General features: G+C 55.9%; 25 protein-coding genes. 16 read left to right on the plus strand and 9 right to left on the minus strand.

Features of this window, described 5'->3' with window-relative positions:
- Positions 1 to 47: 47 nt before the first annotated feature.
- Complete coding sequence (locus BM022_RS00565) at positions 48 to 1,106, minus strand: rod shape-determining protein (protein ID WP_091135730.1); 1,059 nt, start codon at positions 1,104 to 1,106, stop codon at positions 48 to 50.
- A 124-nt stretch (positions 1,107 to 1,230) separates the two neighbouring features.
- Here BM022_RS00565 and gatC point away from each other — a divergent pair, with 124 nt between their 5' ends.
- The 3 genes from gatC to gatB all read left to right on the plus strand — a co-directional run bounded on the left by gatC (position 1,231) and on the right by gatB (position 4,638).
- Positions 1,231 to 1,518: an Asp-tRNA(Asn)/Glu-tRNA(Gln) amidotransferase subunit GatC gene (gene gatC / locus BM022_RS00570; protein ID WP_091135733.1), complete on the plus strand. Its 288-nt coding sequence runs from the start codon at positions 1,231 to 1,233 to the stop codon at positions 1,516 to 1,518.
- An 83-nt stretch (positions 1,519 to 1,601) separates the two neighbouring features.
- Positions 1,602 to 3,050, plus strand: coding sequence for an Asp-tRNA(Asn)/Glu-tRNA(Gln) amidotransferase subunit GatA (gene gatA / locus BM022_RS00575; protein ID WP_091135735.1), 1,449 nt, complete (start codon positions 1,602 to 1,604; stop codon positions 3,048 to 3,050).
- A 109-nt stretch (positions 3,051 to 3,159) separates the two neighbouring features.
- Complete coding sequence (gatB, locus tag BM022_RS00580; RefSeq protein WP_091135737.1) at positions 3,160 to 4,638, plus strand: Asp-tRNA(Asn)/Glu-tRNA(Gln) amidotransferase subunit GatB; 1,479 nt, start codon at positions 3,160 to 3,162, stop codon at positions 4,636 to 4,638.
- A gap of 56 nt (positions 4,639 to 4,694) precedes the next feature.
- Here the strand turns inward: gatB and BM022_RS00585 are convergent, their stop codons facing one another.
- A complete protein-coding gene (locus BM022_RS00585) occupies positions 4,695 to 5,435 on the minus strand; it encodes a pteridine reductase (RefSeq protein ID WP_091135739.1) in 741 nt (246 codons plus the stop codon).
- Between the two features lie 107 nt (positions 5,436 to 5,542).
- Here BM022_RS00585 and BM022_RS00590 point away from each other — a divergent pair, with 107 nt between their 5' ends.
- Positions 5,543 to 6,766 (plus strand): class I SAM-dependent methyltransferase, encoded by a 1,224-nt coding sequence (locus tag BM022_RS00590; RefSeq protein ID WP_091135742.1) that lies wholly within the window; start codon positions 5,543 to 5,545, stop codon positions 6,764 to 6,766.
- 159 nt (positions 6,767 to 6,925) lie between these two features.
- Complete coding sequence (locus tag BM022_RS00595; RefSeq protein WP_091135745.1) at positions 6,926 to 7,369, plus strand: CBS domain-containing protein; 444 nt, start codon at positions 6,926 to 6,928, stop codon at positions 7,367 to 7,369.
- A 61-nt stretch (positions 7,370 to 7,430) separates the two neighbouring features.
- Here the strand turns inward: BM022_RS00595 and BM022_RS00600 are convergent, their stop codons facing one another.
- Complete coding sequence (locus tag BM022_RS00600) at positions 7,431 to 8,000, minus strand: TMEM165/GDT1 family protein (protein WP_218146808.1); 570 nt, start codon at positions 7,998 to 8,000, stop codon at positions 7,431 to 7,433.
- A 314-nt stretch (positions 8,001 to 8,314) separates the two neighbouring features.
- Here BM022_RS00600 and BM022_RS00605 point away from each other — a divergent pair, with 314 nt between their 5' ends.
- Together BM022_RS00605 and coq7 are read left to right on the plus strand one after the other, a co-directional pair.
- Complete coding sequence (locus BM022_RS00605; protein ID WP_091136089.1) at positions 8,315 to 9,733, plus strand: (Fe-S)-binding protein; 1,419 nt, start codon at positions 8,315 to 8,317, stop codon at positions 9,731 to 9,733.
- Positions 9,734 to 9,776: 43 nt separating this feature from the next.
- Complete coding sequence (gene coq7 / locus BM022_RS00610) at positions 9,777 to 10,403, plus strand: 2-polyprenyl-3-methyl-6-methoxy-1,4-benzoquinone monooxygenase (RefSeq protein ID WP_091135747.1); 627 nt, start codon at positions 9,777 to 9,779, stop codon at positions 10,401 to 10,403.
- Positions 10,404 to 10,456: 53 nt separating this feature from the next.
- Here coq7 and BM022_RS00615 read toward each other — a convergent pair whose 3' ends face one another.
- The 5 genes from BM022_RS00615 to ilvD all read right to left on the minus strand — a co-directional run bounded on the left by BM022_RS00615 (position 10,457) and on the right by ilvD (position 16,145).
- Positions 10,457 to 10,873, minus strand: coding sequence for an OsmC family protein (locus BM022_RS00615; RefSeq protein WP_091136091.1), 417 nt, complete (start codon positions 10,871 to 10,873; stop codon positions 10,457 to 10,459).
- A 257-nt stretch (positions 10,874 to 11,130) separates the two neighbouring features.
- Positions 11,131 to 11,877, minus strand: a complete 747-nt coding sequence (locus BM022_RS00620; RefSeq protein WP_091135749.1) for a YdcF family protein — start codon at positions 11,875 to 11,877, stop codon at positions 11,131 to 11,133.
- Between the two features lie 136 nt (positions 11,878 to 12,013).
- The gene (locus BM022_RS00625; RefSeq protein WP_091135751.1) at positions 12,014 to 12,325 is read right to left on the minus strand and encodes a c-type cytochrome; all 312 of its coding nucleotides are present in this window, start codon (positions 12,323 to 12,325) and stop codon (positions 12,014 to 12,016) included.
- Positions 12,326 to 12,342: 17 nt separating this feature from the next.
- Positions 12,343 to 14,436 carry a thioredoxin domain-containing protein gene (locus BM022_RS00630; RefSeq protein ID WP_091135754.1) on the minus strand — a complete coding sequence of 698 codons (2,094 nt, stop codon included), beginning with the start codon at positions 14,434 to 14,436 and terminating at the stop codon, positions 12,343 to 12,345.
- Positions 14,437 to 14,471: 35 nt separating this feature from the next.
- Positions 14,472 to 16,145, minus strand: a complete 1,674-nt coding sequence (ilvD, locus tag BM022_RS00635) for a dihydroxy-acid dehydratase (protein ID WP_091135756.1) — start codon at positions 16,143 to 16,145, stop codon at positions 14,472 to 14,474.
- 317 nt (positions 16,146 to 16,462) lie between these two features.
- On the opposite strand from ilvD, the gene lgt reads away from it, so the two are divergent.
- The 9 genes from lgt to BM022_RS00680 all read left to right on the plus strand — a co-directional run bounded on the left by lgt (position 16,463) and on the right by BM022_RS00680 (position 21,923).
- The gene (lgt, locus tag BM022_RS00640; RefSeq protein WP_091135759.1) at positions 16,463 to 17,317 is read left to right on the plus strand and encodes a prolipoprotein diacylglyceryl transferase; all 855 of its coding nucleotides are present in this window, start codon (positions 16,463 to 16,465) and stop codon (positions 17,315 to 17,317) included.
- Between the two features lie 18 nt (positions 17,318 to 17,335).
- Positions 17,336 to 17,935: a class I SAM-dependent methyltransferase gene (locus tag BM022_RS00645; protein WP_091135762.1), complete on the plus strand. Its 600-nt coding sequence runs from the start codon at positions 17,336 to 17,338 to the stop codon at positions 17,933 to 17,935.
- 3 nt (positions 17,936 to 17,938) lie between these two features.
- The gene (locus tag BM022_RS00650) at positions 17,939 to 18,607 is read left to right on the plus strand and encodes an SRPBCC family protein (protein WP_091135764.1); all 669 of its coding nucleotides are present in this window, start codon (positions 17,939 to 17,941) and stop codon (positions 18,605 to 18,607) included.
- Positions 18,608 to 18,714: 107 nt separating this feature from the next.
- Complete coding sequence (locus BM022_RS00655; RefSeq protein ID WP_256208803.1) at positions 18,715 to 19,032, plus strand: putative quinol monooxygenase; 318 nt, start codon at positions 18,715 to 18,717, stop codon at positions 19,030 to 19,032.
- 28 nt (positions 19,033 to 19,060) lie between these two features.
- Complete coding sequence (locus tag BM022_RS00660) at positions 19,061 to 19,393, plus strand: YnfA family protein (RefSeq protein WP_091135767.1); 333 nt, start codon at positions 19,061 to 19,063, stop codon at positions 19,391 to 19,393.
- Positions 19,394 to 19,514: 121 nt separating this feature from the next.
- Positions 19,515 to 19,865, plus strand: coding sequence for a DUF4156 domain-containing protein (locus BM022_RS00665; RefSeq protein ID WP_091135769.1), 351 nt, complete (start codon positions 19,515 to 19,517; stop codon positions 19,863 to 19,865).
- A gap of 51 nt (positions 19,866 to 19,916) precedes the next feature.
- Positions 19,917 to 20,285: a thiol-disulfide oxidoreductase DCC family protein gene (locus tag BM022_RS00670; protein ID WP_091135771.1), complete on the plus strand. Its 369-nt coding sequence runs from the start codon at positions 19,917 to 19,919 to the stop codon at positions 20,283 to 20,285.
- A gap of 205 nt (positions 20,286 to 20,490) precedes the next feature.
- The gene (locus BM022_RS00675) at positions 20,491 to 20,685 is read left to right on the plus strand and encodes a DUF2795 domain-containing protein (protein ID WP_091135773.1); all 195 of its coding nucleotides are present in this window, start codon (positions 20,491 to 20,493) and stop codon (positions 20,683 to 20,685) included.
- Between the two features lie 53 nt (positions 20,686 to 20,738).
- Positions 20,739 to 21,923: a glycosyltransferase family 9 protein gene (locus tag BM022_RS00680; RefSeq protein ID WP_091135775.1), complete on the plus strand. Its 1,185-nt coding sequence runs from the start codon at positions 20,739 to 20,741 to the stop codon at positions 21,921 to 21,923.
- Here BM022_RS00680 and BM022_RS00685 read toward each other — a convergent pair.
- On the minus strand, positions 21,895 to 22,653 hold the full coding sequence (locus BM022_RS00685) for a glycosyltransferase family 4 protein (RefSeq protein ID WP_256208778.1): 759 nt from the start codon (positions 22,651 to 22,653) through the stop codon (positions 21,895 to 21,897). The two genes, BM022_RS00680 and BM022_RS00685, sit on opposite strands and share 29 nt — an antisense overlap.
- Positions 22,654 to 22,740 lie beyond the last annotated feature (87 nt).

Genomic DNA, 22,740 nt, shown 5'->3' on the forward strand with positions numbered 1-22,740 from the left:
TTTCCAATTCAAGACTCGTCCAGTCAAGAGCAAACCAGGGTGCCCATCTAATCGCTGGCAAATATGCCTACCAACTGGTCCATATTTTCGAGCGCCATGCCCGATCCTCGCACCGCACAGGTGAGCGGATCTTCTGCAATAATGACTGACAATCCGGTTTCTTCCATGAGCAAACGGTCAATATCCCGCAGCAAGGCCCCGCCACCGGTGAGCACCATACCTTTTTCGGCAATGTCGGCGCCGAGCTCCGGCAGGGTATGCTCCAGCGCGGATTTAACCGCGCTGACGATGCTATTCAAAGGATCAGTCAGCGCCTCCAGGATTTCGTTGCTCGAAATGGTGAAGCTGCGCGGGATTCCTTCGGCAAGATTGCGGCCCTTGACTTCCATTTCGCGCACTTCGGAACCCGGAAACGCGGAGCCGATCTCTTTCTTGATCAGTTCGGCCGTCACCTCGCCGATCAGCATGCCGTAATTGCGGCGAATGTAATTAATAATCGCCTCGTCGAATTTGTCGCCCCCTACACGGACGGAATTGGAGTACACGATGCCGCCCAGCGAGATTACGCCTACTTCGGTCGTGCCCCCGCCGATGTCCACCACCATCGATCCAGTGGCTTCCTCGACCGGCAGATTTGCACCGATGGCGGCCGCCATCGGCTCCTCGATCAATTCCACCTTGCGCGCCCCGGCCCCATACGCCGCCTCACGAATGGCGCGCCGCTCGACTTGAGTAGATCCATAGGGAACGCAAATGACAATGCGAGGATTGGCGGAAAAAAGCCGCGGCGGATTCACTTTCTTGATGAAGTGCTTCAGCATCTGTTCAGTTACCGTGAAATCGGCTATGACGCCGTCCTTCATGGGGCGGATTGCGGTGATGTTGCCTGGGGTGCGTCCCAACATCTGCTTCGCCGCCAGCCCGACTTGCTGAATTATTTTTTTTCCATTGGGTCCGCCATCCTGACGTATCGCCACCACCGAGGGTTCGTTCAGCACGATGCCCTGACCGCGAACGTAAATCAGGGTATTGGCCGTGCCCAGATCGATCGCCATGTCAGTCGAAAAATAGCCCCTCAATACATTGTTGTTAATAAAATTAAGCATGGTTTACGGAATCCGTTGCAGACGACGATGGTAAAAAGCGCGTGAAAAGAATGCGTCACTAAGGCCGGCTATGATACTCTATTAGCTATTTGAATATAAGGGTTATAAAGGAATTCAGCTGGCAATGTCTCTTTCCCTGGATGATGTGAAGCGGGTCGCCAATCTGGCCCGTATTGAAATTGGCGAGGAAGAGGCGACTACCGCGCTGGCGCAACTATCGGGGATTTTCAGCCTTATCCGGCAGATGCAGGCAGTGGATACGGCAGCAATCGCCCCCATGTCCCACGCCCAGGATGTCATGCAGCGGCTGCGTGCCGATATCGTGACCGAAACCGATCAGCGCGACCTGTTCCAATCGATCGCACCTCAGGTGGAAGCAGGCCTTTACCTGGTACCGAAAGTGATCGAATAACGCTTTCGCGCGATCTATGCAGCCTCCCTGTCTCCACCTTTGAGTCGTAATCGTCCACGATTTGCTTCATTCGGCGTAAACCTATGTTGAACTCCAGCCTCAGCCAGCTTTCCGCGCTGCTCGCCGAAAAAAAAATTTCCAGTGCTGAATTGACCGCTGAGTTTCTCAAGCGCGCCCGGGCACTGAACCCCCGCTACAATGCTTTCATTACGCTCTCCGAAGAAGCGAGTCTTGCTCAGGCGCGTGCCGCCGACCTGATGATCGCATCCGGTGACGCAAAGCCGCTGACGGGCGTTCCGATTGCCCAAAAGGATATTTTCTGTACCAAAGGATGGCTCACCACCTGCGGATCGAGGATGCTGTCAAACTTTGTTTCGCCTTACGACGCTGCGGTGATCGAGCGTTTCAATGCGGCCGGGGCCGTTAATATCGGCAAGACCAACATGGATGAGTTCGCCATGGGGTCAAGCAACGAAACCTCTTTTTACGGGCCAGTAAGAAACCCATGGGATGTCGCCGCCGTACCGGGCGGCAGCTCGGGCGGGTCCGCTTGCGCAGTTGCCGCACGCATGGCTCCGGCCGCTACCGGCACCGATACCGGCGGCTCGATCCGGCAGCCCGCGTCCTTGTGCGGCATTTCCGGCCTCAAACCTACCTATGGGCTGGCCTCCCGCTACGGAATGATTGCTTTTGCTTCCAGTCTGGACCAGGCGGGACCGATGGCAAAGTCCGCCGAAGACCTGGCCTTGATGCTGAATGTAATGACAGGATTCGATCCTCGTGATTCGACCAGCCTGCAGCGCGAGCCGGAAGATTACACCCGAGACCTGCGAAAGCCTTTAGAAGGGATGCGCATCGGCTTGCCGAAAGAATATTTTGTCGATGAGATAAGCGATGACGTGGCGCGCGCGGTAGAGGCGAGCATTGCCGAATACCGCAAGCTTGGCGCTAAAACCGTAGAAGTATCGCTGCCGAATACGAGCCTGTCCGTGCCTGTTTATTACGTACTCGCTCCGGCAGAGGCATCTAGCAATCTTTCGCGCTTCGACGGAGTGCGTTACGGGTATCGCGCGCCGAAATATGACGACCTGAATGACATGTACTGCAAAAGCCGTGCACAGGGTTTTGGCGCCGAGGTAAAGCGACGCATCCTGATCGGTACCTACGTCCTATCGCACGGATATTACGACGCGTACTATATCCAGGCACAAAAGCTGCGTCGCCTCATTGCGCAGGATTTTGCGGAGGCGTTTGAGCAGTGCGACATTATCATGGGGCCGACTTCTCCCACAGTTGCCTTTGATCTGGGGGAGAAAAGCAACGATCCGGTGCAAATGTACCTGTCCGATGCCTACACCATTGCCGTCAACCTGGCTGGGTTGCCGGGCATGTCGATTCCGGTAGGTTTCGGTCAAAAAAACCGGCCGGTCGGCCTGCACATCGTCGGCAATTATTTTTCCGAAGCGCAGATGTTGAACGTCGCGCACCAGTACCAGTCGGTGACAGACTGGCACACCCGTATGCCGGGCTGACCCGAAAACATGGCTTGAGGTGTGATCGTCGATAGGAAGCGGGTTGCCTGATTGGACTTTCCTGTGTGGCACGCACAGACGAGATGGTGTTAAAAGAGGATCCTTGGTAATGCAATGGGAAACTGTAATCGGTCTTGAGGTGCATGCGCAGCTCTCGACCCAGTCGAAAATATTCTCAGGCGCATCCATCGCATTTGGCGCCGCTCCCAATGCGGAAGCCTGCGCCGTGGACCTTGCGCTACCGGGGGTTCTACCCGTCCTGAACCGCGGCGCAGTCGAACGCGCAATCAGGTTCGGGCTGGCGGTAGGAGCAAAAATCAACTCGCCGTCAATTTTCGCACGGAAAAATTACTTCTATCCCGATCTGCCCAAAGGCTATCAGATCAGCCAATATGAATTGCCGGTGGTCGAGGGCGGCACTGTCATGTTCCATGTCGCCGAAACAGAAAAAACAGTCCGCCTTGTCCGGGCGCATCTGGAGGAAGATGCGGGAAAGTCCTTGCACGAGGATTTTCACGGCATGACCGGTATCGATCTGAACCGGGCCGGAACCCCATTGCTCGAGATCGTTTCCGAGCCTGATATGCGCAGCAGCGCAGAAGCAGTCGCTTATGCCAAAACCTTGCATTCGCTGGTCCGCTGGATCAACATTTGCGATGGGAACATGCAGGAAGGCTCGTTCCGTTGTGACGCAAATGTTTCAGTGCGGCCTCGTGGCTCGGGCAGGCTTGGCACGCGCTGCGAAATAAAGAATCTCAACTCATTCCGTTTTCTCGAGAAGGCCATCGATCACGAAGCCCGGCGCCAGATCGAAATCATTGAGGACGGCGGAACCATACAGCAGCAAACCCGGCTCTACGATCCGGATAGAGATGAAACTCGCGCCATGCGTAGTAAGGAAGACGCGCAGGATTACCGTTATTTTCCCGATCCCGATTTGTTGCCGCTCGAAATCCCGTCAAGCTGGATTTCGGAAGTGAGGGATGTATTACCCGAATTGCCCGCGCAAATGCGCAGCCGCCTGGAGCGCGACTATGGACTTTCGTCCTATGATGCTGAGACACTGACCGCGGACCGCGAGATCGCCGATTATTTTGTAGCGGTTGTCAGCAATCTTCCCTCCGACCCTAAACTGTGCGCCAACTGGGTGATGGGTGAAACTTCCGCCTATCTCAACGATGCGGGAAAGTCCTTCGAACATTGCCCATTGTCTCCGGGGGAGCTGGCTCAGCTTTTGACGCGCATCAAGGACGGCACGATCTCAGGCAAGATGGCGAAGGAAGTATTCAGGCAGATGTGGAGCAGGCGCAGTGAGCAGGAAACGGGCTGGAAGAGCCTGCAGGCAAAAACGGATCAGAGTCTGGTCGATCAGATCATCGAATCGCAGGGATTGAAGCAAATCTCCGACTCAGGCGCAGTCGAAAAGCTGATCGACGAAGTTATCGCTACGAATCCAAAATCGGTGGAAGAGTTCAAAGCGGGAAAGGAAAAAGCATTTAATGCCCTCGTGGGGCAAGTGATGAAGGCTGCCAGGGGAAAGGCCAATCCCGCGCAAGTAAACGAAATTTTGAGAAGTAAGCTGAAATGAAGAGGGATGGCAACTGGCGCTCCGCCTAGGGGCATGTTATTTTTTTCTGCCCAATTCTACAAGTTCACGCTGCGTCCCCCATCCACTGCGATGATCTGGCCGGTGATATAAGGCGCATCCGCGATCAGGAAGGATACCGTCCTGGCGATGTCATCCGGCTCGCCGGTCCGTTTGAGCAGTGTACGCCCGATGATATGCTGGCGCGAAGCCTCATCCATCCATTCGCCCTCTTCCGGCCAAAGAATGGGGCCGGGAGAAATTCCGTTCACCCGAACTTCCGGTGCAAGTTCGACCGCGAGGGATCGGGTCAGCGAAGCAAGGCCGCCTTTAGCCGCGTTGTACACCACGTATCGTTTCAGTGGCCGCTCCGAGTGGATGTCGACAATGTTCACGATACAGCCTTGCTGCCTTTTGAGCTGTGGCGCAGCGGCTTGCGAAAGAAACAGGGGTGCCTTCAAGTTGCTGCCGATGAGGTCTGCCCACCCGTCCTCGGTGATCTCTCCCAGAGGGGTTGGAAAAAAGCTGGAAGCATTATTGACGAGTGCATCCAGTCTGCCGAAATGGGTCACCGTTTCATCAATCAAACGCGGTAGACGCGCCGTTTCCAGCAGGTTTGCTTGCACGAGCGCAACCGAACCGGGACGGACCTGATCAAGTTCGCTCTGCAATGCCCGCGCTTCGCTTTCGGATGCTCGGTAATGCACGACCAAATTGGCTCCTTGCGCGTGCAGGCGTCGGCAGGTGGCCGCGCCGACACGCCTCGCCCCTCCGGTGACGAGTATCACTTTCCCTTGCATTGCTATCTCCTCTACACTTGCACGCTGATGGAATAAGCAAGACCTTCAACTTCGCCTCGAGCCAGCCCTTAAAAAGAAGCCCGATCGTAAAGATTAGCATAGAGCCCATGCAGCCACTATCGCCTCAACCGTCGTTACCTGCGCCGAACCACGCGGCCCTCCAGCATAGCCGTGCGGTTAAGGAGCTTATCAGGGCGGAAATTGCCGCAGCTGGCGGCTGGATTTCGTTTGAGCATTACATGAGGCTGGCGCTATATAAGCCCGGTTGGGGCTATTACAGCGGAGGCGCAGCCAAGTTTGGACAGGAAGGCGATTTTGTCACCGCACCCCAGATTTCCTCGCTGTATGGTAGAGCCTTGGCGCGGCAGGCTGCGCAGGTGCTTGAACTAACGGACGGCGGGAATATTCTGGAGTTCGGGGCCGGGAGCGGCAAGCTCGCACTCGACATGTTGCTCGAGCTGGGAGAGCTCGGCAGTTTACCAAAACGGTATTTCATTCTTGAAGTCAGCGGCGAACTGCGACAGCGGCAACAGCGTTTGTTCGAACGGCTCGCACCACATCTCGCGCCCCGAGTAGCCTGGCTGGAGCATCTTCCTGAGCAATTCAGCGGACTGATACTTGCCAATGAGGTGCTCGACGCCATGCCGGTGCATCTGGTCCGATGGAGCGGTCCGGACCTGTTCGAGCGCGGTGTGTCGGGAGACGGGGACGAATTCGGGTGGAGCGATCGTCCGCTGATGCAAGGTGAGCTTTTCGATGCTGCGCGCAACCTGGGCATGATGGCTGGTCCTGCCATTGGCCACACTGGAGGATATCTTGACAGCTCCGGTCGAGAGGACTACGTGAGCGAAATCAACCTTGCCGGGCGCCATTTCATGAGCAGCCTGGCCGGTATTTTGAAAACCGGCGCGATTCTGCTGATCGACTATGGTTTTGGGCATGATGAGTATTATCACCCGCAACGTAATCGCGGGACGCTGATGTGCCATTACCGCCATTATGCGCACGACGATCCGTTTTATCTACCCGGCCTGCAGGACATCACCAGCCATGTGGACTTCAGTGCCATTGCAGAAGCTGCGGGCAAAGCGGGCCTGGATATGCTGGGCTATACCAGTCAGGCGCATTTTCTTATCAACTGCGACATAACCAGCCTTCTGGCGAAGATTCCCGTCGATAATGCGAAGGAGTATCTGCCGCGCGCAAACCAGGTCCAGAAGTTGCTGAGCCCGGCTGAAATGGGGGAATTATTCAAAGCGATTGCCTTAGGCAGAAATATCTCCACACCTCTGACCGGATTTACCAGCGGCGATAAAAGCCGTATGTTGTAGGAGCCGCGAGTAACGACGCCCTTTCGCTTGTGAGTAAAAATCCGAATCGGAAGCTCTTTTAGAGGTTGAATACTTCCTGCTCAGGTCGTGTGTAGGGCGTGCTATGATTTTAAGAGAAATGCCCGAACAAGTTTCAATCCGAAGCGGAGGAATGATGCCATGACAACGGTTAAGCAATTACTGGAAGGCAAGGGACATGAAGTCGCGAGCATCGAGCCCGATAAGTCGGTGCACGATGCCATGCAGCTGATGGCAACAAGAAACATTGGCGCATTGCTGGTGCTAAAGGATGGAAAAATGGCCGGTATCTTTACCGAAAGGGATTATTCGCGCAAGGCGTACTTGCTGGATAGGCTAGCGAAGGATATTCGGGTCAGCGAGCTCATGACACCGCAGGTCGCCTATGTCAGTCCCGACTATACCGCCGAGGATTGCATGGCACTGGTTACCGAGATGCGCGTACGCCACTTGCCCGTGCTTGAAAGCAATAACGTCGTTGGTCTTGTGTCCATCGGCGATCTGGTCAAGGACGCGATTTCAGGCCAGCAATTTATCATCCATGAGCTCGAACGCTATATCCACGGCATCCGCGGACCGGATTAGGCAGCGTAGCGGACGCTCGGGTATTGCTGCGTTTGCGGCCAGGGGGTCGGACGTGCGGGTATCAATGAAATTCGATTCCCCCCGCGAGCGACCACACTCCCATCAGCAGGAACAGAATAGCCGCAAGCCAGCGTGTCTTTCTCATATTGATCCGACCGGCAAGCGCTTCCCCAATCCAGACCGCCGGCGCGTTTGCCAACATCATACCGAGAGTCGTGCCGAGCACAACTGCCGTCAACTCATCGTAACGCGCTGCTAATGCAACGGTCGCTAGCTGTGTTTTGTCCCCCATTTCCGCCAGGAAAAAAGCAATGAGCGTGGTGACGAACGCTCCCGTCCCAAATAGGGGTGGATGCTCCTCAAGCGTATCCGGCTTGAGTGCCCACAAGCCGCAGCCGATGAATGACGCCCCGACTATCCAGTTAATAAAATGAGAAGGAATCAGGCCCGCCAGCCAGGCGCCCGCCGAGGCGGCAAGCGCATGATTGAGTAGCGTCGCGGCAAATATACCCATCATGATGGGATAAGGACGCCGAAGTTTCGCCGCGAGTACGAATGAAAGAAGCTGCGTCTTGTCACCGATTTCAGCGATCGCGACCAGAACGGTGGACGTGAAAAATGTTTCCACGATAGGTTGAGGGGGCGCCTGCAAGGATGGGTCCGAAATTGTAGCGTGATTTTTGTAGCCGGATCGAGCTGCGAGGCGCGTAGCAATCTCAAATTTTCGCTGGCACTGACGAATGCTAACCATCCCCCATCCCTATTCTTTATGCACCTTAGCGAGTAGACTCTTTTAACTACCCGCGGGCAACCTCATTGAAAAGACGACGGCCGGTAAGGTTAAAAGTTCTTGCCCGCGCTATTTCGGAACAAAAATGAATGCTCGCCCCGGGCTCGCGCGCAGGTGCGAACGGCTCCGGTAAAAGCCGGTCTATGTTTAAGACCATGAAGCCAACGGACCTTCCAGCTGACCTTTCCTCCTCTTCCGAACATCGCGTTGAACGCGCCGATATCAGTTCGGAAGCAAGCCGCTGTGTCGCGTGCGGTCTTTGTCTGCCGCATTGCCCAACTTACCGAATAACCTTGTCCGAGGCGGACTCGCCGCGCGGCCGCATTGCGCTCATAGGTGGCGTCACGGCGGGACGAATTCCGATCAACGAGCGTTTCGCGCTGCATATGGATCGCTGTCTGACGTGTCGCGCTTGCGAGTCCGTATGCCCCAACCAGGTGCGTTTTGGTCCGTTGATGGATGCGGCCCGGACAATGCTGGAGTCTCCCCGAAATGGCTTTCGGGGAGAGCAGGTGAGGCGAAGGTCCGGCCTGCGAAAATGGATTGAACGAGAATTCATCGCGAAACCCGCGCGTCTGGACGCGCTGCGTCCGCTTGTGCGTTTATATCAGAACAGCGGGTTGCAAAAATGGGTTCGGAAGTCCCGACTATTACACGGAACGAGGCTTGCCGCGCTGGAGACGCAGCTGCCGTTCATTGATAAGCCTGCGACCTCATCCGGCACGATCAACGCGGGGAAATGGCGAGAAATTTATCCTGCTTCAACGCGATCAGCGCAACCTGGCGGCGAAATCGGCCTCTTCCTCGGTTGCGTAGCGCGGCTGACGGATGCAGCCACGCTTAACGCGGCAATATTCGTGCTCAATCGCCTAGGCTACACGGTGCATGTGCCAGACACCCAAACCTGCTGTGGCGCTTTGCATCAGCATAGCGGCGACCGTATCACGGCAGAGAAGTTGGCGCTTGAGAACGTCGCAGCGTTCAACAGCTTGAATCTGGACGCGATCCTCAGTACGGCGTCCGGATGCGGGGTCCAGTTGGCGGAATACGGGTTGTCACCGTTCTCGCAAATGTCCAGTTTACGTTCTCACGCGGGAGACAATGCGGCTGGAAGCCTCCTAGCCGATAGGCCAGCCTTAAAAAAACTTTCTGCCAGGGTCATGGATATCAGCGCCTTCTTGGCAACGGCTGAAGGTTGGGACGAGGTAACGCTCGTCCCTCTGCCGCATAAAATTGCGGTACACGAACCCTGCACCTTACGGAATGTGTTGCGGGGTTCGTCCCATGTCTATTCATTGCTCGCGCGCATCCCGGGCGCAGTGGTGGCGCCCATGGCTGGCAACGATCAGTGCTGCGGCGCAGCCGGCACGTATTTTATCGACCAGCCGGAGATGGCAGCGGCGCTGCTGCACGACAAGATGTCCGCGATCAAGGCCAGCGGTGCGCGCTACCTCGCGACATCCAATATCGGCTGCGCCATGCAGATGGGCGCCGCGCTGCGCGAAGCAGGCTCGGAGATCGAGGTCGTGCATCCAGTGACGCTGATTGCGCGGCAAATGGGTATACAATTATAAATATCCCAAATAATTGGTTAGTAATTGCTTAGGGAGGACTTCCATGCCCAACATCGACAAGTTCATCATCGGTTTTGATCACGCGCTGCGCACATTGCTGACGCCGGCGCAAACGCTGCGGCCGGTGCCGGGGACGGAACTGCCGGAAAGCGAGCTGAACGATTGGGAGAGGCGCGAAGCTACCGCCCTGATGCGGGTGAATCACGTCGGAGAGATTTGCGCGCAGGCGCTTTATCAAGGCCAGGCTATGACCGCACACAATCCGGATGTACAGGATACGCTGGCGCAGGCGGCGCGTGAAGAAACCGAACACCTCGCGTGGACTGAGCGGCGTATTGCCGAATTGAGCGGACGCAAGAGTGTCCTGAATCCGTTATGGTACGGCGGGTCGTTCGCCATTGGTGCTTTAGCCGGCATGCTGGGCGATAAATGGAATCTTGGCTTTCTTGCAGAAACGGAGCGTCAGGTGGAGGCACATCTCGCCGGGCATTTAAAGCGGCTGCCACATAACGACGGAAAAAGCCGCGCCATAGTCGCACAGATGCAGATTGACGAAGCCGGGCACGCCACGACCGCGATGGCTCATGGCGGGGCCGAGTTGCCGGCTCCGGTAAAGCTGATGATGAAAGTGGGTTCGTCTGTTATGACGAGAACGGCTTACTGGGTATAAATAGCAATCCGTCCGAGAAGCGTTATTGTACTTTATCTCGTTTCAGGCCACTGTCATTCCTCCACGATCTCGAAGTTGTGTGTCAGTTCCGCCGTTTTTGCCAGCATTATTGAAGCCGAGCAGTATTTTTCCGCAGAGAGCTTGATTGCCCGCTCCACCTGGGCGGAATTCAGTTTTTTTCCTGTCAGAATAAAATGGAAATGAATGCGCGTGAACACTTTGGGTTCCTGAGCGGCGCGCTCGGCCTCGATTTCCACCACGCAATCGCTGATATCCTGACGGCTCTTTTTAAGGATCATCACGACGTCGAAAGCCGCGCAACCGCCGGCTCCCATCAGCAGCATTTCCATCGGGCGCGGGCCCGAATTTTTGCCGCCTGCTTCCGGCGGGCCATCCATGAGCACGGTATGACCGCTCCCCGATTCCGCCAGAAAGCTTGCCTCATCCTTCCATTTGACGCGTGCTTTCATGTGATCCCTTTCAAAAAAATTTGTCCCAAAACGGGCGCGAGCGCGCAATCTGGCGAACACCCTGCTGCGCGGCATTTTACCTATAGTCCGATTCTATCAGCTACGCGTTCCTGACGACTGCTGCTGAGAATTCCCCCTGATGGTCCAGGTACAAAAATAGCAACAGGAATGGATCGGCGGGCGGTTATGGACTGTCTTGGAAGGTGTCGGGCGTCCGAGGCGTCCGGTGCGTTTATATAGAGCGTCCAGAGGTAAATTCAGGAGGTGAGCCAATACCATCCTATACCAATGACCTCGTGGAAGAACAAACTGCTTTTTTGCAGCGCCGCAGCGGTAGGAATGAGTACGAAAATATCCGTTCTATGACGAGTCGTGTAGCCCGTGGCTGCAGGGCTGATTTTAAACCCTGCCTGTTCAAACTCTCTTGCCGCTCGAGGCATATGCCAGGCGTGAGTGACGAGGGCAATACGGCCGATGCCCTCCTTCTGCAGTATTGCAAAGCTGTTATAGGCATTTTCACGGGTGTTGCGCGCAACAGTTTCGATCCATTTCACCGGAACCGTGAATTCCCGTTCCAGCACCGCCTTCATTTGTGCCGCCTCAACAGAACCATGGTCGGCGGGGTCGCCACCCGTGGCCAATATTGGTTTACCAGTTTGCTGATGCAGCCAAGCGGCATATCGGACGCGCTCCAGGCTGAAGCGTCCCACAGTATCGCCGTGATACTCCGGGGCATTATAGTAGGTGCCGCCCCCCAGCACGACGATGGCCTGGATGTCTTTGTCCAGGGAATTGCGGCGTGGGGCGGGCTCCAATGTCCGCAGCAGTGCGTCAGCCACGAGCGGGATGGACAGCAGGTAGAGCAAAGCCAGCGCGGCGACGACCATAGCCTTACCCAATCCCGGCTTGCATCTCAGCAGCAGGACCCCTAGCATGCCCAACAGAATGAGATTGAATGGAGGGAGCAGAAACGCGCTGGCCACGTTGGTCGCGAACCAGTTCATGATTAAGTGCGTACTTCAAGGAAACGAGGCAAACGATGCATCGCCGAGCGCTACCCGCGCCCAACTGTCTTTTCCGCAATCACAAATAAAAAGCCGGCGACCACTGCGCCGGCTTTTTTGTGAGTCAACGTCAGGTTTACTTGAGCGTCAGAACCCATGCTGCCAGGGTTTTAGCATTGGCATCGCTAACGTGCGCATTCGGGGGCATCGGTACCGGACCCCAGACACCATTACTTCCTTTCTTTATTTTATCTGCCAGATATGCTTCGGCTTTCGGGTCATCCTTATACTTGGCGGCGATATCCTTCAATGCGGGGCCGACCAGTTTCTTGTCAACAGTGTGACAGTTTGTGCACCCGTTGGCTTTCGCCAAGTCCGCGTTTGCTTGCGCGGTGCCCACCATCAACAGGGCTGATGCCGCAACCATTCCCATCCAGACAGCTCTCATACTCACTCCTTTATCCGTTAATTATAGAAAGGGGCTCCTATCTTACCGTGAATTTCGCAGACGCGCAGCAATTCATGCACATCCGTAATCGCCGGTAAGCATTTAACGCCGTGGCAAACCCAGGCGTTGACAGTATTATCTACTCCTGCCGGTTTACTCAGACTCATCGGTAGATCAACAAGTTCCACGGGCAACACAAACACAAGCGTGTAGGGCGAAACGAACCGTAACGCGTCCTCCCATTCTTTCAGCGCTTGCGCCTGACCGCGCAGAATGACGAGCGTTGGTGGAAAGAGAGACTGTTCGAGTGTCGTCAACAGGCTGCAACATAAACTGGGATAACGTAATAACGTGGGATAGAACAAACTCAGGGCACGCTCCGCAGCCTGCAAGTAACGGAATTCGCCGAGCAAATGCCCTAACCGTTGCAACGCGGATGCTGCAACCCCGTTGCCAGACGGTGTGGCATCGTCATGGCTGGGCTTGGGGCGATGAATGAGCTTTTCGTGGTCGTGGCTGGTGAAAAAAAATCCGTCCGCCTCCTGATCTTCGAATTGCTCCAGTAGCACATCGGCCAGCGCGACGGCAAAATCCAGGTCAGTCCGGCGAAACTCAGCCTGCATCAATTCCAGCAGCCCATCCAGCAAAAAGGCATAATCATCGAGGTAGGCATTGAGATGCGCTTTGCCATCCTTATAGGTTGCAAGGAGGCGATTGTTTTTCCATAGGGTGGAACGGATGAAATCCACCGCACGGGCAGCTGATCGGATCCAGTCTTGGCGACGGAATACCCGCCCGGCGTGCGCCATCCCTTTTATCATCAACCCATTCCAGCTGGTAAGGATTTTCTCGTCTCGGCCTGGACGGACGCGTGATTCCCTCTGGTTTAAGAGTTTTTCCCGCGCCGATGCGAGCTTCTGTTGCGCTTCCTCCACACTGACGCCGACCGCATGTGCTACGACGTCAGCAATCGGCCGCGTGATTTCGAGATTCCAATGCTTGCCCTCGAAGTTCGGGTCGTCCGAAAGTCCGTAGTAAGGAGCGACGATGGCATATTCTTCCGGGCGCAGAAGCCGCGCCACCTCATTGCGATCCCAAACATAGAATTTGCCTTCCTCGTTCTCGGAATCGGCGTCCAAGGTGGAGTAATAGCCCGCTCCGGTGACGTCTGATTCGGTTGCCTGCGGCTGCATTTCGCGCATGACCCAGCGGGCTGTTTCCTCAACAACCCGCTCAAACAGCGGATTACGTGTGGCTAGCCAAGCATCGGCATACAGTCGCAGCAGCGGCGCGTTGTCATAAAGCATTTTTTCGAAGTGGGGAATGCGCCAGTATGAGTCGGTACTGTAACGGCAGAAACCACCGCCCAACTGGTCATAGATACCGCCTTCGGCCATCTTTTGCAGCGTATGGCTCGACATGTGACCCGCGTCCTTATCACCCGCGGCAAAATAGCGGCGCAGGCAGAATTCCAGTTCCGCGGGATGGAGAAATTTCGGCGTCTCGCCAAAACCGCCGTTGACCGGATCGAAACGCTTTTTCAATTCCACCAGAGCCTGGTCAAGCGGCTGCTCTGAAAAAGCTGGCGCAGACACACTTTTGGACGGCAGCAGGTTCGCGAATGACTTCAACAGCGAGGCACCCTGCCGCTCGATATCCGCACTGCGCGTGTTATAGGCCTCGGCGACGCGGGGCAAAAGGTCGAGGAAGCCTGGGAGGCCATGCCGTGACGTTTTAGGGAAGTACGTCCCACCGAAGAAAGGGTTCTGGTCGGGCGTGAGAAACAGCGTGAGCGGCCAGCCACCGCTACGCTGCGTCAGCATATAGTGAGCGGTCTGGTAGATCTGATCAAGATCCGGCCGCTCCTCGCGATCCACCTTGATGTTGACGAAGTAGTGGTTCATCGCCGCCGCAACCTGAGCGTCTTCGAAGCATTCATGGGCCATGACGTGGCACCAGTGACAGGCCGAGTAGCCCACGGAAAGCAATATCGGCTTGTTATGCGCGCGGGCGAGGGTCAGTGCCTCGTCCCCCCATGGGTACCAGTCCACGGGGTTATCCAGGTGCTGAAGAAGGTACGGGCTTGTCTCGCTGCCAAGATGGTTCGGCACGATTTTATCCCAGCGCCGAAGGTTGAACCTTCGGGTTAATCGGTTACGGCTCCCTGGCTTGCGGTCGAAACCAGCCTCGCATACTTTGAGAGCACGCCGCGCGTATAACGCGGCGGCGGTGGAGTCCAATCCGCGCGGCGGCGCGCAAGCTCATCCTCTGGCACATTGAGCTGCAGCAGCCTTGCCTCGGCATCGATGGTGATCGAATCCCCTTCATGTACGAGTGCGATGGTGCCACCGACGAAAGCTTCAGGCGCAACATGCCCGACTACCATCCCGTACGTCCCCCCGGAAAAACGACCGTCCGTAATCAGGCCGACCGAATCGCCTAAACCTTCGCCGATCAGGGCTGAAGTGGGGGAGAGCATTTCGCGCATGCCAGGCCCGCCTTTGGGGCCTTCGTAGCGGATGACGACCACGTCGCCGGGCTGGATCTGGCGCGCGAGGATAGCCGCCATGCAGGTTTCTTCCGATTCGAAAACCCTTGCCGGTCCCGTAATTTTCGGGTTTTTAACCCCGGTAATCTTGGCCACGCAACCCTCGGTGGAAAGATTGCCCTTGAGTATGGCGAGGTGGCCCTGGGCATACATGGGATTGTCCCATTGCCGGATGATATCCTGATCGGTCCGCGGTGCGGCCGGCACATCTTTTAACACCTCCGCCACCGTCTGGCCGCTGATCGTAACGCAGTCGCCGTGCAAGAGACCATGTTCGAGCAGCATCTTCATTACCTGTGGAACCCCGCCCGCCTTATGCAGATCGGTGGCAACATACCGTCCCGAGGGCTTAAGGTCACACAGGACCGGCACGCTGCCGCGTATGCGTTCGAAATCGTCGATCGTCCATGGCACTTCGGCCGCATGGGCGATGGCCAGAAAGTGCAATACCGCATTGGTCGAGCCACCCACCGCCATGATTACGGCAATAGCGTTCTCAATGGACTTGCGGGTGATAATGTCGCGCGGCCGCAGCTGCTTCTTGAGGGCTTCAACCAGCACTTCCGCGGAACGGGCTGCGCTCTCGCCCTTCTCATCGTCCTCCGCCGCCATGGTAGACGAGTACGGCAGACTCATGCCCATCGCCTCGAAAGCGGACGACATGCTATTCGCTGTGAACATACCCCCGCAGGAACCTGCACCCGGACACGCATGGCGCTCGACTTCGAGCAGTTCCTTTTCATCTATCTTGTGCGCAGTATATTGGCCGACAGCCTCGAAGGCGCTCACAATGGTGAGGTCTCGCCCTTTGTAATGGCCGGGCTTGATGGTCCCGCCATAGACAAAAATCGCTGGGACATTCATTCGCGCCATCGCGATCATTGCGCCCGGCATGTTCTTATCACAGCCACCCACCGCAATCACGCCGTCCATGCTTTCCGCCTGCACGGCAGTCTCAATCGAGTCCGCAATCACTTCCCGAGACACTAGGGAATACCTCATGCCTTCCGTTCCCATGGAAATCCCATCGGAAACCGTAATCGTGCCGAACATTTGCGGCATCGCACCGGCTTTTTTCAGGGCGTGCTCTGCCTTCAGCGCCAGCTCATTCAATCCCTTGTTGCAGGGGGTGATGGTCGAGAAACCGTTGGCTACGCCGACAATGGGTTTGTCGAAATCCCTGTCGCTGAAACCGACCGCCCGCAACATGGCGCGGTTGGGAGAACGCTGCGCACCCTGGGTAATAGCCCGGCTGCGTTGATTATCTGGCATGTATGCTCCTTAAATATCGAAAAACCTGAAGTGCCTCAATTGCCGAGGACGGGAACCAAAGGCTGAATTTTTCGCCCTGGGTGAAAGAAAGGCTGTTAACGGCCCTTTTTCCATGTCCTCTTGGGTGAACCGTGATCGCCGTATGTATAATTGCTCAGCGATGCTGGAGACACATCCGCGGCGTCATCTCGGACTTCGCCGGGATTCGTCTAGATCAACAGATGTGGGCTTTGCATGTGCCGCAGCCCGCGCAAGCGGTATGACATTTGTCGCTTTGCAGGATCCACAATCATTTTACATCAAATAAGCGGAAGACCATGCTCGTCCATCCTCAGTTCGACCCCATTGCCGTTCATCTTGGGCCCCTCGCGGTCAGGTGGTATGGGCTCATGTATCTGTTGGGATTCGCTCTTTTCATACTGCTGGGTCGATACCGCATCAAGCAAAATTCCAAAGGGGCATTTACCAATAACATGCTCGACGACATGCTGTTCTATGGCGTGCTGGGGGTGATTTTAGGCGGGCGCCTGGGCTTTGTAATATTTTATCAGTTTGGCTATTACCTGCAGCACCCGCTGGAAATCTTTGCCGTATGGCAGGGGGGAATGTCCTTCCATGGCGGTTTTCTGGGCGTTATCACCGCGATGGCCGTGTTGGCACGGAAATACAAGCTCCCCTGGCTGGCCGTGACGGATTTTATCGCGCCGTTGGTACCCTTGGGGCTGGGCGCGGGGCGCCTCGGCAATTTTATCAATGCAGAGTTATGGGGACGCCCTACCGATGTTTCATGGGGCATGATCTTTCCAGATGTGGATGCGATCCCGCGGCACCCGTCCCAACTGTATGAGTTTGCCCTGGAAGGGATCGCATTTTTTGTATTATTGTGGCTTTATTCGGCCAAACCGAGGCCGGTGGGCGCGGTTTCGGGCATGTTTCTAGTCGGCTATGGCGTATTCCGTTCAGCGGCGGAATTTTTTCGTGAACCTGACGATGGGTTCATGGGGGTGCTGACATTAGGGATCAGCATGGGGCAATGGCTGTCACTACCAATGATCGTGGCGGGGGTGATCATGATCGCTTGGGCCTATCGTACACCGTCCGTGCCACCTGTGCGGGAGACGGTGGACAAGCCCGCCAGACCGGCCCCCTCACGGAAACGAAACGGGCGTTAAAACTACGGCGTAAAATTTATGTCCTTGCGCCGTTCCTATACAATCATCGCCCCGCTTTACGATGCCTTGCTCGAGACCGCAGGCGGCAGGCTGCGCGCTGCAAGCCTCGCGCAGCTGCCACAGCAAGGGACTCAGGACATCCTGATCAGTGGTATTGGTACCGGCCTCGATCTCCCTCATCTTCCTCCCGGACATACTTATACCGGCCTTGATCTCACCGCGGCCATGTTGGAAAGGGTAAAACCCCGCATAGGAAACCTTCAGATGAACCTTGTGCAGGGCAATAGCATGGCTCTGCCTTTCGCGAACGAATGCTTCGACCATGTCGTGCTGCATCTAATCCTGGCGATTGTTCCCGATGGACGCGCCTGTCTGCGAGAAACGGCGCGCGTATTGAAGCCAGGCGGCAGCGTGCTGGTACTGGACAAATTTCTCAAGCCGGGCGAAACCGCGCCGTTGAGGCGCATGCTGAATCTATTGTCCCGGCATCTCGTGACGCGGCTCGATGTCGTGTTTGAGGAAGTGCTGGCGGCTGTGCCGGAATTGAAGGTTGCCGGCGATATGCCGGTGCTTGCGGGTGGCTGGTTTCGCAGCATTCGTTTAACAAAGGCTGGGTAGCTGATGAGTCGGAAGCTCAAGCGCATACGGGGCTCCGCAACGGCGGGGCTGATCGTCCTCTTGTGGTGCGTGATCCCTTTGGGATGGTCCCTGGACGTGCAGAGGCCGGGGACAGGCTGGACCGAAGCCTATCGAAGTGCGGAGCTTGTCATCTTTACCAAGGACGTGGAAAAAGGACGCAGGATTGTCGCGATCGCCGAGGTGGATGCTCGGCCGGAGGTGGTTTTCAATGTCGTCAACGACTTCGACCATTACCCGGAGTTTATGCCGTACGTAATTGAATCCCGTGTACTCAGCCGCAATGGCGACAGCGAGGTTGTGGCGTATAACCGCATCGCGCCGCCTTTCGTGGCCGAGCGAGATTATCCGCTCAAGTTCAGGATGACGCGCGGCAGCCTGGCGAACGGCGGCGTATTCCGAAGCGAATGGACCGCGAGCCCTGAGGCTGAGCCTGAGGTCGAGGGGGTGGTAAGGATCAGGCTGAATGACGGGTCATGGGTGGCCGAACCGATCAGTGGGGGCTCACGTACGCGGCTTACCTATACGCTCCTTACCAATCCCGGCGGCATGATTCCCGACTTTGTCGCCAACATGTCGAATACGGTCGCAATACCCAAACTCTTCAAAGCGGTGATGAAGCGTTCGGTCGAAAAAGCAGGCGTGGGGGAATAAAACAGCGTTTTTCCCAACCGCCTGGTGCAGACTTGGCTATAGAATATTCCGAAGGGTTGCACGGTCGGGATTCAGCCAGCGTTCGCATTTCCCTGAACTATACGAGAGTGAGAAGTGGAAAAACAACAAGGTGTAAAAGGTGTAAAGGTGTCGCCAGGATAACTGCGCGGCCTGACGGAATCGACGAGCTGACACGCATTTTGCTGCGCCTTGTTGAGGAAACCCGTAAGGAAAAGGAGTGCCTCAGCTATCAGCTTTATCAGAATTTGGATGAGCCCAACGACTTTACCGTGGTTGAAGGTTGGGCAAGCGATGCGGCTATCGATAGCCATATGGTAACCGAGCACGTGCAGGACGCTTTTGCGAAGGCGGGCCCACTGCTCGCTGCGGCGCCGGAAATCAAAAGATACCGGGCCATTGGATAACTGCGAACAGCGGAGGGCTGGCTAAATAGTGCTCGAACTGAAGACTTTTTTTCTTTTCCTGGCCACCGCCATTGCGGAAATCGTCGGGTGCTATCTGCCTTATCTCTGGATCAAGCAGGGCCATAGCGCCTGGCTTCTTGTCCCCGCTGCCGCAAGTCTTGCGTTGTTTGCCTGGCTGCTTACCCTTCACCCTACAGCCGCGGGCCGAACATACGCCGCGTATGGGGGCGTTTATATTTTCACGGCTGTGCTGTGGCTCTGGGCGGTCGATGGCGTCAGACCTACTGCATGGGATGTGGCCGGGTCTCTGGTGGCTCTCGCGGGGATGGCCATCATTATGTTTGCGCCGCGACCGGCCTAAGTATGGCAATCGTGGGGACTAGCGGTTTGAAGGGCTGGCAGGGTTGAATAGCCTGACATTTAATTCAGTCCAAAAAATCATCGACAAGTGATCAAAAAGATAGAGTCTGAGGAGAAAGCAAATGATTAAAAAAACGAATGCCGCGTTGTCAGTTATTCTGCTAGCATTTCTTTTCGGTTGCTCGGCAACTCCGGCAACACCGGAGGGAAGAACTGTCGAGCTTGTAACGGAAAAGCCCGCTGGTAATTGCAAGCCGATAGGCGATGCCGTTGGCTCGCAGGGAAACTGGTTCACGGGAGACTATACATCGAACAAAAATCTCCTTGTTGGCGCGAGAAACGACCTTCGCAACAAGGCGGTAAAAATGGGTGGAAATTACGTCTGGGTACAGGACTCAAGCAATACCAACGCGTGGAGAAGCAGGGGCACCTCGAACACCACGGTCCTAGGCGTGGTCTATCGCTGTGATTAACGTGAAGCACTTGCGCTGAAGACCTGGCGCAGTTGAGCCGAGGACTGGAGCGTGCCCACCAAGGTTTACTACAACAGTGCATGTCCCGTTTGCAATGCTGGTATCAAGGATCAGCGAAAGCGGATGGAGGCATGCGGCATTCGGGACATCGAGTGGATTGATGTACATACCCATCCGGAAGCGGCAGAAGAGGTAGGGTCTCCGCTGGAGCAAGTGCGGGAGCGCTTGCACGTTAAAGCCGCGGATGGTCGGCTCGATGTCGGTGCCGACGCCTTCACCCGGCTCTGGTCACGGACGCCCCGGCAGCGCTGGTTGGCAAAACTGCTGCGCTTACCCATCCTTAGGCAGGCCACGCGCCTGCTCTATAACGCCTTTGCCCGATTGCTTTATCGTTGGAATCGCGCCCAGCGTCATTGGTAAACTACCCCGCCCCTCCTGTCCGAGAACGCAGGAGAATTTCCCCTGTTGTTTTGAATGCGATGCTTCCGCGGAAGCTGGTGGTACTCGTTTTGCACCCGGCTGATATGTGGTCTATTCTGAGACCTGAAGAGGAAATTTTCAGCGGTCTCCGGGCTTCAAACGATCCCGATCCATAACCAACTGTTATGGAATAAAAGGAGGACTTATGGCGACAGTCAATCCAATTCAAGTTCAAAAGTTTTTATCCGGCATGCATTACCCGGCGAAGAAGGACGAACTCGTAAAGCACGCGAAAACGAAGGGAGCCGATGAAAAGATAATGCAGACGCTCGAGCAGTTACCGGAGGAAAGCTTTCAGACGCCGGCGGACGTCAGTAAAGCAATCGGTCAAATTGAGTAATTTTTCGGGATGTGAGCCCGGCCTACACCGGGCGAGATAGTGTATCCACAAGGATGACGAAGGCGAACGTTGGTTACGTCGATGACTTCAGCCATGGAGTCCTGCCCACCCCCCCAGGCAAAATAGCCGTTCTTCATGCCAAAGCCCTGGGCGATCTCCTTGTCATCTTGCCGGCGTTAGGGGCGATCAAAGAAACGTACCCGGACGCCGAGTTAATCCTGCTCGCCAGGCCTTGGGTTAAGGAATTTCTGTCTGCACGGCCCTCAGCCGTGGATAGAGTGATCGACGTTCCTGTATTCCCGGGGGTAAATGATGACGACGCCGTGGCGACAAAAGGCCGAGTTGGCTGGATTGATGCGGCTGATGTTTCACCCGCAATACAGCAGTTTTACAAAGCGATGCGTACTGAAAAGTTTGCGGTAATTATTCATCTGCAGGGCGATGGCAAAGCGGTTAATCCATTTATTAACAGGCTTGGGGCGGGCCTCACAGTGGGCCTTCGGAACGAAGGCGCCGAACCCATCGACCGTTTTATTCCTTATGTGCATTACCAGAGTGAGATCCTCCGCAATCTGGAGGTAGTAGCTTTAGTTGGGGCGTGTACGACGAGGCTCGAACCTCATGTCGAGGTGACAAAAATAGATGAACAAGAAACAGCTCCGATTCGGGAGACTATAAAAGGAAAGCCTTACGTCATCGTCCATGCCGGCGCTGATGACGTCCGGCGCGTGTGGCCGGCGTCGAAGTTTGCCAAAGTAGCGGATGGTCTTATTGATAAGGGATATCAAGTTGTCCTGACGGGCACGCCAAAAGAACAAGAGACCGTGACGACCGTGATGCGGGCAATGGATCGCGCGGCAATTCCCTGCACTTCGCTTGGGCTTGGTGGATTGGCGGCGCTTTTAGGGAAAAGCTCGCTCGTCATCAGCAACGACACCGGCCCCCTGCATTTGGCGCGGGCGGTGGGCGCGCCGACCATCGGGATTTTCTGGGCGCCTAATGTGCTTAACTGGGGCCCGCTTACCCGCAACCGTCATCGCTTGGCAATAAGCTGGCGACTTGAATGTCCCTATTGTGGAATTACACCAGTTTCACCGTGGCCGTTTCAGCCCATGACGGAGCATTGCGACCACGCTTGTTCGTTTGTTGAGAGTGTGTCGGTCGAGGAGGTATGTAATTTCGCAGCAGAATTATTGCTGCCCGAACAACCTACCGCGCCCTCTCGACAAAGCCGCTGACAACGCGTTGCCAGTCGCTTGCGAATCGTTCTATGTTGAAACGGCGCCGAGCGTATGCCCGGCCATTTTCGCCTAGTTCCCGGGCATGCTGGGGGTGATCCAGCAAATAGCGCATCCGCTCGAGAAGGGCGTCCACATCCGTTTCAACATAACCGCTCTGGCCGTTTTCGACGGTGGTTGCCATCTCCGTGGTGGCGAGTCCGATGATCGGAACGCCTGTCATCATCGCTTCGCAAACTGACAGACCGAGGCTGGTATAACGAATCGGATTAAAGAAGAAACGGTATGTTGCTACAAACTGGGGTAGCGCATCATGGGGCACCTCTCCCAAGCCCCCAAGTTTCGCGGCTCCCATTCCCACCAGGTCCAGCGGTACCTCCCTGCGGATTCTCTCGAATACGTCCAACCCGAGGCGGCGGCCGCGTCTCTGGATATTATTTACCACCACAATGCCTTTCGCATGCTCGCCGGTATATTCGACGTTGGCCGGAACCATCACGCCGTGATCGATGACTGTAGTCGGGGTCCGGTTACTGTCCCACATCAAGCGGTTAAAAGCCGTGACGTGAACCAGCAGCATCGAAGGATCGTCCACACAGTGCCGGGTGTTGGTCGGATGTTCTTGCGGTGGATCGTGCTCGAGATAAATTTTCGGGAGCCGGCGCTGACGCTCAGACAATATATCGTATTGATCAACCTCATAATTCTTACGGTGCTGGAACAGTATCACGTCAAAATCGTGATCTGTTATCTCGCGGACGGGGACATCATGTACATTGTTTCCCCAAACGAAACCAGGCGTGCGCCCTCCGTAGCC

The organism is Nitrosospira sp. Nsp14, assembly GCF_900113575.1.
Lineage (GTDB): Bacteria > Pseudomonadota > Gammaproteobacteria > Burkholderiales > Nitrosomonadaceae > Nitrosospira.